This is a genomic window from Agarivorans sp. Alg241-V36, from assembly GCF_900537085.1.
GTDB lineage: Bacteria > Pseudomonadota > Gammaproteobacteria > Enterobacterales > Celerinatantimonadaceae > Agarivorans.
Window position 1 is genome coordinate 686847 of record NZ_UNRE01000001.1, and the last position, 15230, is coordinate 702076.

At 43.7% G+C, this 15230-nt stretch carries 15 protein-coding genes; 7 read left to right on the plus strand and 8 right to left on the minus strand.

Annotated elements, in window-relative coordinates; translation table 11 throughout:
• Positions 1 to 36: 36 nt before the first annotated feature.
• The 5 genes from G6R11_RS03295 to rdgC all read right to left on the minus strand — a co-directional run bounded on the left by G6R11_RS03295 (position 37) and on the right by rdgC (position 4598).
• Positions 37 to 696 carry a hypothetical protein gene (locus G6R11_RS03295; protein WP_240352391.1) on the minus strand — a complete coding sequence of 220 codons (660 nt, stop codon included), beginning with the start codon at positions 694 to 696 and terminating at the stop codon, positions 37 to 39.
• Positions 697 to 806: 110 nt separating this feature from the next.
• Positions 807 to 1370 carry a hypothetical protein gene (locus G6R11_RS03300; protein WP_163131424.1) on the minus strand — a complete coding sequence of 188 codons (564 nt, stop codon included), beginning with the start codon at positions 1368 to 1370 and terminating at the stop codon, positions 807 to 809.
• Positions 1371 to 1869: 499 nt separating this feature from the next.
• Positions 1870 to 2142 carry a YfhL family 4Fe-4S dicluster ferredoxin gene (locus tag G6R11_RS03305; protein ID WP_163131426.1) on the minus strand — a complete coding sequence of 91 codons (273 nt, stop codon included), beginning with the start codon at positions 2140 to 2142 and terminating at the stop codon, positions 1870 to 1872.
• 2 nt (positions 2143 to 2144) lie between these two features.
• A complete protein-coding gene (gene yegQ, locus G6R11_RS03310) occupies positions 2145 to 3512 on the minus strand; it encodes a tRNA 5-hydroxyuridine modification protein YegQ (RefSeq protein ID WP_163131428.1) in 1368 nt (455 codons plus the stop codon).
• 177 nt (positions 3513 to 3689) lie between these two features.
• Complete coding sequence (rdgC, locus tag G6R11_RS03315; protein ID WP_163131430.1) at positions 3690 to 4598, minus strand: recombination-associated protein RdgC; 909 nt, start codon at positions 4596 to 4598, stop codon at positions 3690 to 3692.
• Positions 4599 to 4878: 280 nt separating this feature from the next.
• On the opposite strand from rdgC, the gene G6R11_RS03320 reads away from it, so the two are divergent.
• Entirely contained in the window at positions 4879 to 5859 is a 981-nt protein-coding gene (locus G6R11_RS03320) for a hypothetical protein (protein ID WP_163131432.1), read from the plus strand.
• A 112-nt stretch (positions 5860 to 5971) separates the two neighbouring features.
• Here G6R11_RS03320 and G6R11_RS03325 read toward each other — a convergent pair whose 3' ends face one another.
• Positions 5972 to 6361, minus strand: coding sequence for a helix-turn-helix domain-containing protein (locus G6R11_RS03325; RefSeq protein ID WP_163131434.1), 390 nt, complete (start codon positions 6359 to 6361; stop codon positions 5972 to 5974).
• 143 nt (positions 6362 to 6504) lie between these two features.
• On the opposite strand from G6R11_RS03325, the gene G6R11_RS03330 reads away from it, so the two are divergent.
• The 5 genes from G6R11_RS03330 to G6R11_RS03350 all read left to right on the plus strand — a co-directional run bounded on the left by G6R11_RS03330 (position 6505) and on the right by G6R11_RS03350 (position 9904).
• Complete coding sequence (locus G6R11_RS03330) at positions 6505 to 7047, plus strand: nuclear transport factor 2 family protein (protein ID WP_163131436.1); 543 nt, start codon at positions 6505 to 6507, stop codon at positions 7045 to 7047.
• A 186-nt stretch (positions 7048 to 7233) separates the two neighbouring features.
• Positions 7234 to 8217: a permease gene (locus tag G6R11_RS03335; protein WP_163131438.1), complete on the plus strand. Its 984-nt coding sequence runs from the start codon at positions 7234 to 7236 to the stop codon at positions 8215 to 8217.
• 18 nt (positions 8218 to 8235) lie between these two features.
• Positions 8236 to 8469: a thioredoxin family protein gene (locus G6R11_RS03340; protein ID WP_163131440.1), complete on the plus strand. Its 234-nt coding sequence runs from the start codon at positions 8236 to 8238 to the stop codon at positions 8467 to 8469.
• Positions 8470 to 8537: 68 nt separating this feature from the next.
• Positions 8538 to 9056 carry a sigma-70 family RNA polymerase sigma factor gene (locus G6R11_RS03345; RefSeq protein ID WP_205472565.1) on the plus strand — a complete coding sequence of 173 codons (519 nt, stop codon included), beginning with the start codon at positions 8538 to 8540 and terminating at the stop codon, positions 9054 to 9056.
• A gap of 356 nt (positions 9057 to 9412) precedes the next feature.
• The gene (locus tag G6R11_RS03350; RefSeq protein ID WP_163131442.1) at positions 9413 to 9904 is read left to right on the plus strand and encodes a GNAT family N-acetyltransferase; all 492 of its coding nucleotides are present in this window, start codon (positions 9413 to 9415) and stop codon (positions 9902 to 9904) included.
• Between the two features lie 20 nt (positions 9905 to 9924).
• Here G6R11_RS03350 and galU read toward each other — a convergent pair whose 3' ends face one another.
• Positions 9925 to 10749, minus strand: coding sequence for a UTP--glucose-1-phosphate uridylyltransferase GalU (gene galU, locus G6R11_RS03355; protein WP_163131902.1), 825 nt, complete (start codon positions 10747 to 10749; stop codon positions 9925 to 9927).
• A gap of 420 nt (positions 10750 to 11169) precedes the next feature.
• On the opposite strand from galU, the gene G6R11_RS03360 reads away from it, so the two are divergent.
• Positions 11170 to 12882, plus strand: coding sequence for a sugar phosphorylase (locus G6R11_RS03360; protein WP_240352392.1), 1713 nt, complete (start codon positions 11170 to 11172; stop codon positions 12880 to 12882).
• Between the two features lie 105 nt (positions 12883 to 12987).
• Here the strand turns inward: G6R11_RS03360 and G6R11_RS03365 are convergent, their stop codons facing one another.
• Positions 12988 to 15111, minus strand: coding sequence for a methyl-accepting chemotaxis protein (locus G6R11_RS03365; protein ID WP_163131446.1), 2124 nt, complete (start codon positions 15109 to 15111; stop codon positions 12988 to 12990).
• Positions 15112 to 15230 lie beyond the last annotated feature (119 nt).

Genomic DNA, 15230 nt, shown 5'->3' on the forward strand with positions numbered 1-15230 from the left:
TTACCTGGCAGTCGGTTGCAGCGCCTTGTTAGAAGCTTAATTGGCGATGTAAATAAACTGCTCATCATTTAACCAGCCCGCTTGCGCTTTAATTTTGTATAGTTCAAATGCCTCGTGATACGGATCGGCATCATATTTGGTTTCTACCATTGCCCAGGCTATCCAGTGAGATACTGTGTAATAGCAACCAGACAATTGATATAGAGGCTCACTTAAAAAGAAGAATGCTTCATAACCTTGCTCACCGCAGTGTTTTTCAATAATTTCACAAAGTTCATCATCTAAATGCACCGTGGGTGAATCAGCATTGTTGAGAACTTCACGTCTCAGTGATTCATTGCCTCGATAAACACATCGCTTCTTGGCAGTAGACTTTTCTCCGTTTAATTCGATGAGTTCCTCATCTCCAAAATTTCGTAGTACAGTCTCGATATTTTTATTTAGCCGATCGAGCTTGTTTAATAGTTCTTCATCATCAATTTCGGTAGATTGAGGACGAGTTTTTCTTACTTCATTAACTCTTTTAAGCAATCGGTCGCCATTAGGAAATATAGAAAAGCACTCCTCTAGCTTTTCATCACCAATATTCCATATATCAAAATGAAGAGCATAATCATCTCTGATATCAGGCATTGAATCAGTGGGCTCTCCTAAAGCCGCTCTCCACTTCCTTTGCCATTCTTGTTTAATGCTCATATCTATCCATGCTTCTAACGCCTCAAACACCGACTTGGTGAAGTTGGCGGCTTTTTTGGAACAAAAAAGGTGACAGCTTTACCAAGTCCGCGTGCTTTGACTTGTTAACTCTACTCACTCCAGTAACCTTCACGAAAAATAGAAACCTGCTGAAAATGTTTGGAATTTTCGATATCTTCTAACATCCACTCTTTATCATTTTCGTCAGCATCCTCTAGTTCACTTAGCAAGTCTTCTGTTATTGACTCTCGCCAAAAACATATTCCTAATTCTGGGAAATTGAACGAATAACCAAGCTCACTATCATTTTCATCGAGTTTTCCGCGCCTTTTGCTATGGGCAACGACTTCATTTACCTCAGTATCAAATAGATCAACACCGTTAAAAAGTAACTTAAAGGGGATGTTGTCATTGAAACCAATCCAATCTACTAAGCCAGTTGTAGGATCGTAAGTCACTTGAATCGCACTTTCTAAAAAGTAGTCACTCTCAGGAAACTCTATTCCAGAATTGGTATGAGCAGGGATATTGTCCGGAGGACTACCAACGGCAGCTCTCAAGTCATTTTGATTCATGCCTAACTTTATTTTACCAACCCCATTAAAAGGGATGATTTCTAATTCATTCATAGGAGTTAACAGGTTATTAAGAGGAAAATTTCCTTGTTTAAACAAGGAAGTTTTCCTCATTTCACTCATTTGATTAAACCAAGGCTATCACCTTTCCCAAGCTACATCAGCCATCTAGCTCGAAAAGTAACAAAAATGTCAGCATGAAAGTATGCAATCACTTGTAGAAAGTAGGAATCACAGGTTCCTGTATATCATCACAGTGTTTTTACCCAGCCAAAAATAGAAAAGTCATGGGCAGATAGGTAGGTTATGCCAATCACACTAAGTAAGTGATCAGAGATAATGCAGGAAAAATACTCGAGAAAAAGGCAGAATTTTTCGATAAGTAGTTATTCTACAATCAAAAATTCTAACGCAGTTATCGAGTATTTTAACCAGATAGAATGAACAATTATTTAGTACGATTGGTATTAGTTGAGCCTTGTAACAGATTAAGGGCTGAAGTGTTTACGCGATTCTATCGCCTGCTTTGTGTAGTTGATAAACAAAAGCCGCAGTATGTGGCTGCGGCTTGTTAGTTTTAGCTTCGAGCTTTAAAGTGCTAAGCAGAGCCTTTGGCAATGAGCATGTCGCCATGTAAGGCGACAAACTTATCGTAAAGTTGCTCTTCGCTTTCTTTATGAGCCGGGTCTACTGCAATGCAATCAATTGGGCATACATCTATGCAGGTTGGGCGCTCGTAGTGGCCTTTGCATTCGGTGCAGCGCTCTGGGTCTATCACCGTGATAATGCCGTCGTAAGAGATAGCTTGGTTAGGGCACTCTGGTTCGCACATATCGCAGTTAATACACTTTTTGCTAATTAGCAGCGCCATGTTTAAGCCTTAACTTCGCCAGCTTGATGCGGGTTACGGGTATCTTGGCCAGATTGTAGGTTACGCATTATAAGTGCGTGGTTTAAGTCTACATTTTCTGGCACCGGTAAGAATACCGTGTGGCCGCTGCCTTTAGCATCGTCTATTAGTTCACCCTTTTTGTTCTCTAGGTGCTCTAATTTGAAGTTAAGGTTACCTTGAGGCGTCATCAGCTCCAGCGTATCACCCAATACAAATTTGTTTTTAACGGTGACTTCGGCAAGGCCAGCCGCGTTGCGGCCAGCTACTTCACCGACAAACTGCTGGGTATCGCTTACCGAGTAGCCGTAGTCGTAGTTTTGGTACTCGTCGTGAGTATGGCGGCGTAAGAACCCTTCGGTATAACCACGGTGAGCAAGGTTTTCTAGCGTACCCATTAAGCTTGGGTCGAAGGGCTTGCCGGCTACTGCGTCGTTAATCGCTTGGCGATAAACTTGGGCAGTACGCGCACAATAGTAGAAAGACTTAGTACGGCCTTCAATTTTAAGCGAGTGCACACCCATTTTAGTTAAGCGTTCTACGTGTTGAATAGCTCGTAGGTCTTTTGAGTTCATGATGTAAGTGCCGTGCTCGTCTTCAAAGGCTGGCATGTACTCGTTAGGGCGACCTTGTTCTTGCAGTAAGAATACTTGGTCGCTTGGCGCGCCTGCACCCAAAGTAGGTTCAACCACTTGTGGCTGAGCTGCGATAATATCACCCACTTCGTTTTCTTTGGCTTCGTGTGCGTTGTACTTCCAACGGCAAGAGTTGGTACAAGTACCTTGGTTTGGATCGCGCTTATTAATGTAGCCCGATAACAAACAGCGGCCAGAGTAGGCCATACATAATGCGCCATGTACAAATACTTCAAGCTCCATTTCTGGCACTTGCATACGAATCTCTTCGATTTCGTCTAGCGACAGTTCGCGCGACAAAATCACACGCTCTACACCTTGTTGGTGCCAAAACTTAACGGTAGCCCAGTTAATCGCGTTGGCTTGAACCGACAAGTGAATAGTTTGATCTGGGAAGGCTTCGCGCACCATCATAATCATGCCAGGATCAGACATGATTAAGGCGTCTGGTTTCATGGCAATAATTGGCTCAATATCGCGTAGGTAGGTTTTTAGCTTGGCATTGTGCGGGGCAATGTTGCTTACCATGTAGAGCTTTTTGTTTTGCGCGTGGGCTTCGTTTATCGCTAGCTGAAGGTTCTCGGCATTAAATTCGTTGTTACGAACACGCAATGAGTAACGAGGCTGGCCAGCGTATACCGCATCTGCGCCATAGGCAAAAGCGTAACGCATATTCTTAAGGCTGCCAGCGGGTGACAGTAATTCTGGTGTAAACATCAAAGCTCCGGGTCTGAGTCGAATCATTGAGGAAGGCTGCGAGCAGCACAATAAGGGCGCGCATTTTACGCTTAGCGAGCGGGGCTTGCAATGGTTTTGCTTAAAAAATCACCAACCTTAAGCAAGTATCTAATACTATGTTAATGGTTGGTGAAATAGGTAAGTAACTGTGAGGACTTAGCTGGTTAATTCGCCGCCTAAGGCTGCGATAAGATCAGGGATCATTTTGGTTAGTTCGCCGCTGGCTAGCGCGAAGTCTGCGTCGAAGCGCGCCGCTACATCACTTTTCTCAATGTCTTCGTTTTGTTCGGTGATGGTATCGGTGAACTTAACGCCTTTAATGCTCATGTCTTCGCTAATTAAGAAACGAATCGAATCCGCCCAAGTAAGCTCTAGCTTGGTCACAAACTTGTCGGCATCTAGGTGCACTTTAATTTCGTCGCTGAACAGGTCTTGTTCTTTACAACGAATAATACCGCCGCCTTCAAGCGCGCTGCGTAGTTCGGCTTCTTCACCTAATTCAAAATTGGCTGGAATGGCTTTTTCGTTTAGCCAGTCAGTCATGGTTACGTCGGCTTGATTAGCTAGTTTAATGGGTGTAACAGGCAGGCTGCCTAAAGATTTACGTAATAAAGAAATCACTTCTTCAGCTTTTTTAGCGCTACCGGCATCAACCGCAATAAGGTTGTTGTCTGGGCTTACCCATGCGTAAGTTAGGCTAGTACGTGAAAATGCACGAGGCAGAAGAGTCATCACTATCTCTTCTTTAAGGGCATCTTTCTCGGCTTTTTTAAGCGGACGTTGTTGCTCTTGCTCAATCAGCTCGATTTTATCGGCTAAGGTATCGCGAATTACCGATGCAGGTAGCATCTTCTCTTCTTTTTTAGCACATACCAAGTATTCGTTACCAATCACATGCGTAAGGCTTTGACCAAATTTGCCCATTGGGGTTACCCAGCCAAATTTGCTTAAGTCTTGGCTTCCGCAAGGGGTAAAGCTTAGCTCGCCTAAAGTAGCGTCTAGCTTCTCTGGCTCGAGCTCTAGCTCTTTGGTAATGCGAAACAACATTAGATTTTTAAACCACATAACGGAATAGCTCTTTAATAAATTTGGGGCGCTATTCTACCAAAACTGATTGACTTGTCAGGTTGCAATGTCGGTTTTTTTGCATCGCTTTGTGAATACAACATTTGATCTTGATAATTGAGAAAAGCAAGGCGAATAGTGGCGAAGTAGTCGAATTAGTTCGAGCTGAAAATGCATCAATGCCGATTGGTTTGGGATGTCGTTAATCTGCTGGTGCTTGGTATGAACGATACTTCCCAGCTAAGCTAGTGAAAATTGAAGCGAAAAACGGTAAGCATGCATGAACACTAAATCACCTTTGGCGATGACTCTTTCTTCAGTATTTCTTATTGCAACGCTTGCTTTACCTTTATCGGTTGCCTCAGCTAACGGCACTAGCAATTACAGTGGCTCGGGTACAATAACCCAAGGCCTAGCGAAAACCATTGAAGCGAACCTTTTTGAGTGCAAAAACGGCCGAAGCCGAGTGGCTGGTATCGGTGAAGTTACTGATTCAGCAGATAAGAAATGGACGGTTCCGGCTAGCAATAACTATGCTACTGCTGCAAAGGCTGTCGACTTATATGAAGAATGTGCAAACGTTACTCCTAGTAGCATCGCAGAGGTCGACCAAAATTCCACTCCTGTGGTGGTGGTTGACTCTGAGGGAGAAGAAATAACCGGCTACATTTTTGCCGACAACTACTTTGAGCTCTACATCAATGGCACACTAATCGCGGTTGATAGCGTGCCTTTCACACCATTTAACTCCAGTATCGTGAAATTTAAGGTCAGCAGACCTTATACCATTGCGGTTAAAGTGATTGATTGGGAAGAGAACCTAGGGCTAGGTTCTGAGAATAACCGAGGCAAAGACTTTCACCCTGGTGATGGAGGCTTTATTGCTAGCTTTAGTGACGGAACCGTTACCAATGCAGACTGGCTAGCTCAAAACTATTACACATCGCCGATTTATGATCTTAACTGTTTACATGAAGTAGCAGGAAAGCGCTTGTCTGATAGCTGCACAACCCAAGGTACTGATGAAGGGCAAGATGCTTACGCGGTGCATTGGGAAACGCCAAGCAACTGGATGGCGCAAGCCTTTGACGCTAGTGCTTGGCCACTGGCGAGCTTATACACAGAAGCTGAAATTGGTGTAAATAACAAAAAAGCCTATATGAACTTTATAGATAAGTTCAGTGGGGCAGGGGCAAGCTTTATTTGGTCAACAAATGTGGTGCTCGATAATCAAGTGCTTCTGCGGTACCAAGTTAAGTAGATCCTGATATGAAAGTAGCTAGAGTTGGCCGGCGCATATAGCGCTGGCGGTATTCTTTGCGATGTTTAGTCATTTAGTTTGGCTTGATTCAGAAGAATTTATCTAGGTAATACTAGCTTTTCTCATCATATTCTTTTCTCGCCCGGTTAATCTCTTCTTGATGCTGGTCAGCCCAAGATACCAGCTGGTACAAGGGCTTCACGAGATCTTTTCCCATTTCTTTCAGCGCATACTCTACGCGTACTGGTACTTCGGGATACACCGTTCTGATTACGTAACCTTCTCGCTCTAAATCTCGAAGAGTTTGGGTCAACATGCGTTGAGAAATACCTTCCACTCTTGATTTGAGAGCATTGAAGCGCTCTGGTCCATCTACTAATGCGAAGAGAATGAGCAGCGACCATTTGTCACCTATTTGAGCCACAACGTTGCGTACTGGACAGCTCGCATCGTTGTAAAAAATACGTCTTGTTGATGTTGTTTTTTCTGCCACTTTAATCATTCCTGCCTATTTGGGGAATCTAGATACCGGTTACCAAAAACTGCCTAACTAAGCATTTTGTGCCTTCTTGTTTTGTAGGTTACTAATAATTACCATGGTTATCAATGTATACTTAATTGGCACAACAGCTACTGGAGTCACCTATGTTTAAAGTACTTACCTCGTTTATTCTGCTATTCATGAGCACAATGGTATTTGCCCAGCCAAAAGACACCTTGGTCATTGATTTATCTTCTCTCAAGAAAGCTAGTTGGACGGAACAAGAACTCGCCAATGCAGAGTTAATAACTGACTTCGTTCAAAACCTCATGAACAATCACGATTTCGACTACGTTAAGCAACACTACAACGACAGTGCTTACGTGCAGCACAATAGAAACTTACCTGACAAAGTAACCGGTTTGGTTAGCTTCCTTGAGGAGTTTGTCGAAGATTATCCCGAATACACCTACGACGTTAAACACATCTACGTTGACGGTGATTACGTGATTTTCCACTCTCACGCCACCTTAGAAAGAGAAGACAGAGGAAACGACCAAAAAGGGATGAACATAATCGATACTTGGCGCATTGAAGAGGGACGAATTGTTGAGCACTGGGATTCGATTCAAGCGCTCGACTTCTCTATGCGGGTATATTCCCTGATTAGCGGCGGCGATATTGAAAACTCAAATGGTGTTTTTTAACTAAAAACTGGAGGCGTTGAGGGGCTTGTTCTTTATCGGTAGCGCTTAACTCAAATTGGCCGCTTATCGGTTTTAGACTCAAGCTCTTTAGCCATCCAAGGCATAAAAACACTTCCCCAAAAAAATAAGTATCCTTTTGCCGCTTCATGCGTGTTGTTAATAGAGGTGTATTTTTTAGGGCTGGTTATGTTCGACATTTTCACACAATTAGCAGATAGCTTGGTATTTTCGCTTATGGGCTTAGAACCAGGCTCTCCGCTAGCTATTGGCATCCATTTTTTTATTGAAGACACTACAAAGATTCTGAGTCTTTTAGTGGTGCTAATTTATTTCATTTCGTTTATCCGCGCCGCGCTTAGTACCGAAAAAGTTCGAGATTACCTAAAAGGTAAAAATAGGGGAGTCGGCTACGTTCTAGGGGCGATGTTTGGCGCTATTACGCCTTTTTGTTCTTGTAGTTCTATTCCACTTTTTATGGGCTTTGTGTCTGCCCGCATTCCTATCGGTATCACCATCGCGTTCTTGATCACTTCTCCTTTAATCAATGAGGTTGTAGTTATTATGCTAGGAAGCATTCTTGGGCTTAGATTTACGGTGATGTATATCGTTATAGGTTTAGCATTGGGAATTTTGGCCGGCCTATTGCTGGATATGCTTAGAGCCCACCGTTGGTTACAGCCGTTTCTTGCCAAAGCCTATTTGCAAGATGAGAGCAGTTGCCCAAACAACACCAACAACAGTTATGTTGAATTGAATTTCCAGCAACGCCATCAATTTGCGGTGAATGAAACAAGCACAATCGTAAAACGTATTTGGAAGTGGGTGATTATAGGTGTTGGCATTGGCGCTTTTATTCACGGATTTGTACCCGCCCAATGGTTTGAGCAAAACCTAGCAGAGGGGCAGTGGTGGACAGTACCGTTGGCAACTCTTAGTGCCATTCCTATTTACACCAACGCTTCTGGTGTGGTGCCGATAATGGCCTCATTGATTGATAAAGGCATGCCTTTAGGTACTACTTTGGCTTTTTGTATGGGCGCGGTCGCGGTGAGTTTGCCCGAATTTATGATGCTCAAGCAAGTGATGGAATACCGCTTACTTGCTTGGATAACCGGATATTTATTTGTTGCTATCTCAATAGTGGGGTGGCTATTTAATGCTTATTATTAACAACATATTGGGTGGAAAATGAAAACAGTGCAAGTATATGGGACCGGGTGCAAAAACTGTGTAGTGACTGCAGAACGCATTACACAAGTCGCTGAAGAACTTGGCTTACAGGTTGAAGTTGAAAAGGTGACAGGGCTTGAAGATATTATGAAGGCAGGGGTAATGAGTACTCCGGGGCTAGCTGTGAATGGTAGGATAGTACACTCAGGTTCGGTTCCTACAATTGAGCAGGTTCAACAGTTACTGGCCTAATATTGAATTCGAGATTACACCGTTTTAAACGGGTGGCTAGCCTAGTGTTTTACTCCTAAGGTTTAAAAATGAAATGCTTAATGAAAGCGTGGGATGAATCTGAATCCCTGCTCTATAACTGGTTGTTGAAGCAGACACAAAATCAGCATGAAACTGAAGATGTAATGCAAGAGGTTTTCCTTAAAGCAATGCGTAATAGCGAGCGCTTTTGCTCGCTAAAGGATGGCAAGTCTTGGCTGTTTAAAGTGACTAAAAATCAATTTATTGACCACTGGCGTCGCAAGATTGACATTGAAGATATTGATGACTTAGAAGCCATAGACAACAGCTTGCCGGTAATGGAACAGCTGCAAAGCTGTTTGCCTCGAATTTTGCCAAAACTCTCCAGCCATCACCGGCATGTTATCGAGTTCTGCGACTTAAATGGCATGGCGCAAGCACAATACGCCAAGCAAAATGGCTTGAGCTTAACGGCAACTAAAGCACGACTTAGGCGAGCTAGGATAGAGCTAAAACAGATCTTAGTGACAGAGTGTCAGGTCTCGCAAAACACGACAGGCGTATGTCATTTTAAACGCGCTCAATAAACCGAAGCTTGCACGCGTTAGCTTTTAATTGTTGATCAGTGTTGGTGCGGGGAAATGTTGGCTGTTGAGCAGGAGTGCTTTGCTGCTAGTTGCTCCATCTTTCATAATTAATTGACTTATAAGTAATTAATTTTCATTTGCCTTCGTTTTAATCAGTATTATGGGTATTTTGTCGTTAGAGCTTTAGTCTGCTGTATTTGTCTTGCTAAGAATTATTGATTAGTTAATGCGCAATTTTTGTTAGTAGGCTGTGATCTTCATCGTTTATAAGCGTACAAAATTCGATCTAATTCACACCGAGATTCTGTGTTAGTTACCATACTGTTGGTCTGGATTAACTGTAATGGTTTTACTCATTGAACTCTTTTACTAATGCTGCAGGTTTAACCCTGAGAAAAGCAGAGCAGAACGATTACGAAGATATAGGCGAGATTTGGCTGTCTGCCAGTTTACGTGCCCACGATTTTTTACCCAGCAAATATTGGTGGGAGCGCCAAGATGCCTTGCAACGTTTGTATCAATTTAAATCAGAGGTGTGGGTGGCTGAAGTCGCAGGTGAGGTGTGTGGCTTTTTAGCTTTAATGGAAGAAAAACTCGTTGCCTTGTTTGTTGCGCCACAATGGCAGCGTAAAGGAATTGGCACTCAATTATTGGAGTTGGCGAAAAGCTTGCGTTCTCACTTGGTGTTGCATTTGTTTGCTGACAACTCCCAAGCTTTTAGTTTTTATTTACGCCACCGATTTCAAGTGGTGTGGCAGAGACCAGAGCGTTATACCGGCTACTCGCTTGTTCACATGGGGTTCAATCTTCAACCGGCTATGGTGGAGGAGCCTGTGCCAGCGTCTTAACGCTGGCACAGTTATTGGTGTTACTTACCGTATAAGTTTTCAAAACAGTAGTTGGTAGCTTCAACAAAACCTTCAACACTACCGCAGTCAAATCGCTTACCTTTAAATTTGTAGGCCATTACACAGCCGTTTTGGGCTTGAGTAAGGAGTGCGTCGGTAAGTTGAATTTCGCCATTTTTACCTGGTTTAGTATCACGAATTAGGCTGAAAATATCCGGCGTTAGAATGTAGCGACCAATAACCGCTAAGTTTGATGGCTCTTCACCTTTGGCGGGTTTTTCTACCATTGAGGTTACTCGGAATAAGTCATCACGCAGCGCTTCGCCTTCGATAACCCCGTATTTGTGGGCTTCTTCTCGAGGTACTTCCATCACAGCAATAATCGAGCAGCGGAACTGTTCGTAAAGCTTGGTCATTTGCGCTAGTACGCCGCCGTCATCACCAAAACACAAGTCATCGGCTAACACTACACCAAAGGGTTCTTGGCCAATTAAGGTTTCGCCACACAATACTGCGTGACCAAGTCCCATCATTTTCTTCTGGCGAGTAAAGGTACAGTCTACATTGTCGACTAAATGACGAATTTCTTTTAAGTAGGCTTCTTTGCTGGTGCCAGCAATTTCGTTTTCGAGCTCATAACTAATATCAAAGTGGTCGGCAATTGCGCGTTTACCCCGGCCGGTAATAAAGGCCATGTCACTCATGTCTGCAGCTACTGCCTCTTCTACACCGTATTGAACCAGAGGTTTGTTTACGATGGGCAACATTTCTTTAGGCATAGACTTGGTAGCGGGTAGAAAGCGGGTGCCATAGCCTGCAACTGGAAATAAACATTTCTTAATCATGGTCATTGGAACTCCTTGTAACCGTACAATCTTGTTGAGTGTTGGTTGGTTAGTATCTGTATTTACTAGAGCAAGAGCGATGCCGTGAATGAATATAAAGTTTCTAAATTGTTGTTTTGTTTATAAATAATCGTTTTATTTTTGATTTGGCTAAGTCTGAACATGATTGCTGGCGCACCTTGATGGTGCAAATCTAGAGGACCTAGCTTAATGCTGCGTTAAAATGGCACATAGCTGCTTAGCTATTTTTGCAGCACTTAGTGGCTGGCTAAACATAGCTGGGATTTATTTTACTATTTTTTCATATAAAACAAATGCTTAATTTAATGGTGTTTAGGGCGCTGTTGTTAACGAGCCTTGGCACAGTTATTGGAAACACTTAATTAATAGAAAGCTAAGCAAGCCATGGTGGGAGCCTTTATGGAAGAACTCGAGTTATTACTTAAGCTAGTATATGGAACATCCTTAGACCCCAATTTAAGCCAAGACATCATCCAAAAAATTGAACAAAGCAAAGCTGGCTTTCCTCGTTATCAAGCTTGGTCTGAACAAGACGTAATATTAATTACTTACGGCGATAGCGTATTAAGTGATGAGTTGATGCCGCTACAAAGCTTGCATCAGTTTTTACGCGAGTACTTATCGGGTTTGGTGAGTTCGGTGCATATTCTGCCCTTTTTCCCCTTTAGCTCCGATGATGGCTTCTCGGTGATTGACTACTATCAAGTGAATTACAGCCTTGGTGACTGGACCGATGTAGCCAAGCTAAATCAAGATTTTGAGTTGATGTTTGATTTGGTGATGAATCACTGCTCGCGCCAAAGCCTTTGGTTTAACGATTTTGTAAATGGCTCTGGAGAGGGGCAAGATTACTTTGTTGAATCTGATCCTTCGCTTGATTACAGCGCAGTAACCCGCCCACGAACTAGCCCGCTTATTGTTGATGTATATACCCGCCAAGGCTTGAAGCATGTTTGGGCCACCTTTAGCGATGATCAAATAGATTTAAATTTTGCTAACCCTAAAGTGCTGTTAGCTTTTGTGGATATTTTCTTGTTCTACTTAAAGCATGGTGCGCGTTTTATTCGCCTAGATGCCGTGGCTTTTGTATGGAAGATACTGGGCACTAACTGTATTCACCTGCCACAAACTCACGCCATTGTTAAACTGCTACGTTGGGTGATGGAACAGCTAGACCCGAATATGGTGTTAATCACCGAAACCAACGTGCCTCACCAGGAAAACATTAGTTATTTTGGCGAAGGCGACGAAGCTCACATGGTCTATCAATTTGCGCTACCACCTTTGCTGCTACATGCCTTAAACCGTGGTAATGGCCATTACTTAACGGCTTGGGCGAGGGATTTAGTGGCTTTACCAAAGGGCTGTAACTACTTCAACTTTGTTGCTTCGCATGATGGCATTGGAGTGAGGGCGGTAGAACAGATTATTCCCAAACACGAAATTGCAGACTTGGCAGAGTCGGTACACAACTTTGGTGGCTTTGTGAGTATGAAGTCTAATGGAGACGGCACACAAAACCCTTACGAACTAAACATCTCCTTATTTGATGCGCTGCAGGGTACACGTACCGGATCTGACCAATGGCAAGTTGAGCGCTTTTTATGTAGCCAAAAACTGTTGTTGAGCTTGCAAGGTATTCCGGGCATTTATATTCATAGTTTAACCGCTACCGAAAACGACCAGTTGCTGGTTGAGCAAACTGGCCGTACTCGCTCGATTAACCGCCACCGCTGGGATCGCCAAGATTTTGAGAAACTCTTGGCCCAAGAGCATAGCTCGCAAGCCCTTGTTTTTCAGCGCTATCGCGATTTACTGGCCTTACGTAAAACCATCACTGCTTTTCATCCGGAGTCTGCCCAGCGAGTTTACGACTGCGGTGATGCTCTGTTTGTATTGCAGCGAGGCGATGCACCAAGAGGTACGAGTAATTCCAGTCGAGACGGACTACTAGCGGTATTTAACCTGACTAAGTACCCACAACAAGTTGAGCATTTTGCTCAGCTGCCGCAGGCATATCAATCTGAATGTGAAGACTTACTCAGTGATGAGCAAGTGACTTTGGCGGACTACAAGCTTAAGCCTTATCAGGTGTTGTGGTTGGTGCCTTAAACACAGTTCGCATTAGCAGTTTGCTTGGTTAGTTTTGTGAATGGCCCAGCTAAGATAAAAAAACCAGCGCTTAGCGCTGGTTTTTGTTTATGGGGTGAGGCTTGCTTATGCTGCTTTGGTTACTTCAAAGCGCTCAACCAATTGATGCAGGCGAATAATAGAGTTTTTCACTAACGTAGTTCGGCGAGTTAATTGCTGCGATGATAACTCCAAGGAAGAAGTCGTTACTTGAGCCTGCTCAGCCGTTTCGCTGTGGCGTTCACTGTTGCCGGCAATCATGTTAATGGTGGTAAACATGCTTTCTACTGCTTGTTGTAGTTCGTCGCTGCGGCTGCCAGAGTCCAGCAGGGCAGAGCTTTGGTCTACGTTTTTAACACCTTGCTCCATGTAATCTACCGCTGTTTCGGTTTTTACACGTAGTTTACCCATGGTGTTGCCAATGTGCTTGGCCGCCTCTGAGGTTCGCGTGGCTAGGTTTCTTACTTCGTCGGCGACTACCGAGAAGCCACGGCCATGTTCACCGGCTCGGGCAGCTTCAATGGCTGCATTTAACGCCAATAAGTTGGTTTGCTCGGTAATCTCAGTAATTAACTTCACAATGTCTTCAATTTGCTTCATTTCATCATTAACTTGGTTAACGCTTTTGGCTGAAGCTTCAACAATGCGTTTGATTTCTTGAGTATTTTCTACGGCATGCTGGTATTCGGTTTCGGCATTTTCCACCATGTCGGTCATTACTTGCTGTAGGTTTTCGGCAGATTGCGTCGCTTTAACAATGTCGGTTTGTTGGTGTTGCGCTAAGTTGAGCAGCGAGTCGATGGAGTTAGAGGTTTGTTGGGTACAATTATCAACCACTCCGCAGCGGCGTAACATAGAACTACTCACCTGCTTAACCTCGTTAGACGCGTAAATAATACCGCCAACTACGCCTTCTAGGTTATCAATAAAGCTGTTAATCCAGCGTCCTAAATCGCCGGTTTCATCTGGTTTAAACTTATTGGCATCTAAGCGGCGTTTTAAGTCGCCATCGCCCTCTGCAATGGTTTGAATCACGCCGCTCATGTTTTCTAAACGCCTAGCCAATGGCTTGGCCACGATTTGTTTAAAGCCAAAAAAGCTGAGGGCTGCAAATAACACCAGCAAACCAGCAAGCTGATTAATGCTAAGCTCAAATTGTTGAGCAATAACTAAGGGAGGCACTAGGCTAAATAGCGAGCTGGCTAAGTATTTGTTGCTCAGCTTATGACTTAGTGAGCGATGGCGATATACCTCTTCAAGATCGGCTTCACACATCATGCCCCAGCGATCAAGCGAGCCTCGTAGCTGAAAGGTGATGCCTTTGCCAATTACCGGAATGTGTCGGTAATCAGAATAACCGGGGTAATCGATAAACAGGTTACTGCCATTTTTAATGGTTTCTCTCACACCTGGGTGTAGCTCATTAGTGGCTGGGTCAGTAAACCTAATTTCAAACTCTGTATGCTTGGCAACTTTTACGGTGCCCCAATCTGTGCTTACTCCAGACTTTAAGTTTTCTCCATGAGAAAAGGTATTGTCTTCAAAGCGTGAGCGAGACAATGCGGTGCCTGGTTTAATAGTTTGGTCGAAATTGGCATCCACCATAAAGATGTAATTGTCGCCCGACTCACTATAAATGTGGCCAGCTTCGCGCTGAATTAAGTCACCCAAAACATCGTTAGGCACTCGGCCACATAAGCAACCCACCACTTCGCTGTTTACCTCTAAAGGTTGGTAGAACATGAGCGTGACTTGGTCATGAAATTTTGAGCTAGATGGGCCAGGCGCAAGGGTGCGCGGATCTTGGTAAGGACCGTGCAAAAATTGCTGACTAAGACCTTGTTGCAAGGCTTGCTTACTGGCAGCTACTTGCCCGGTATGTGGCTTATAGCTGCTGGCGCTCACTTTGCCTTGTAAATCTACAATAAATAATTCTGAGAAGTCATTATTGCGGCTTAGTAATTGGGACAGCATTTCTGGTTGCTGTTCTAAGGGTTTGGTCGCGAGATAAAACATCGCATCTTGAAGAAAGTCCCATTGGGTATTTGCCCAGCCTTGTAAAAGCTTTACCCGTGTATTGGAAATGCTTTCGAAGGTTTGTTCAAGTTGTGGTTTTCGTTTGCGGTTTAACCAGCAGGCTTTACGCATAGCCAGTTTTCCGCTGTTACCAAAAATAGGTAGCCAGTGTTTTTCTTGTTGTGTGAGTTGCATAGAGCCTAAGTCCATTTATATTATTTTTGCATGTTTAAGCAAGAATAATGCCTTTGCATGGATATGGGGCTCTATGCTGGTGCTATGTATATTAACCAGGCTTTTCAACATGCTTATGA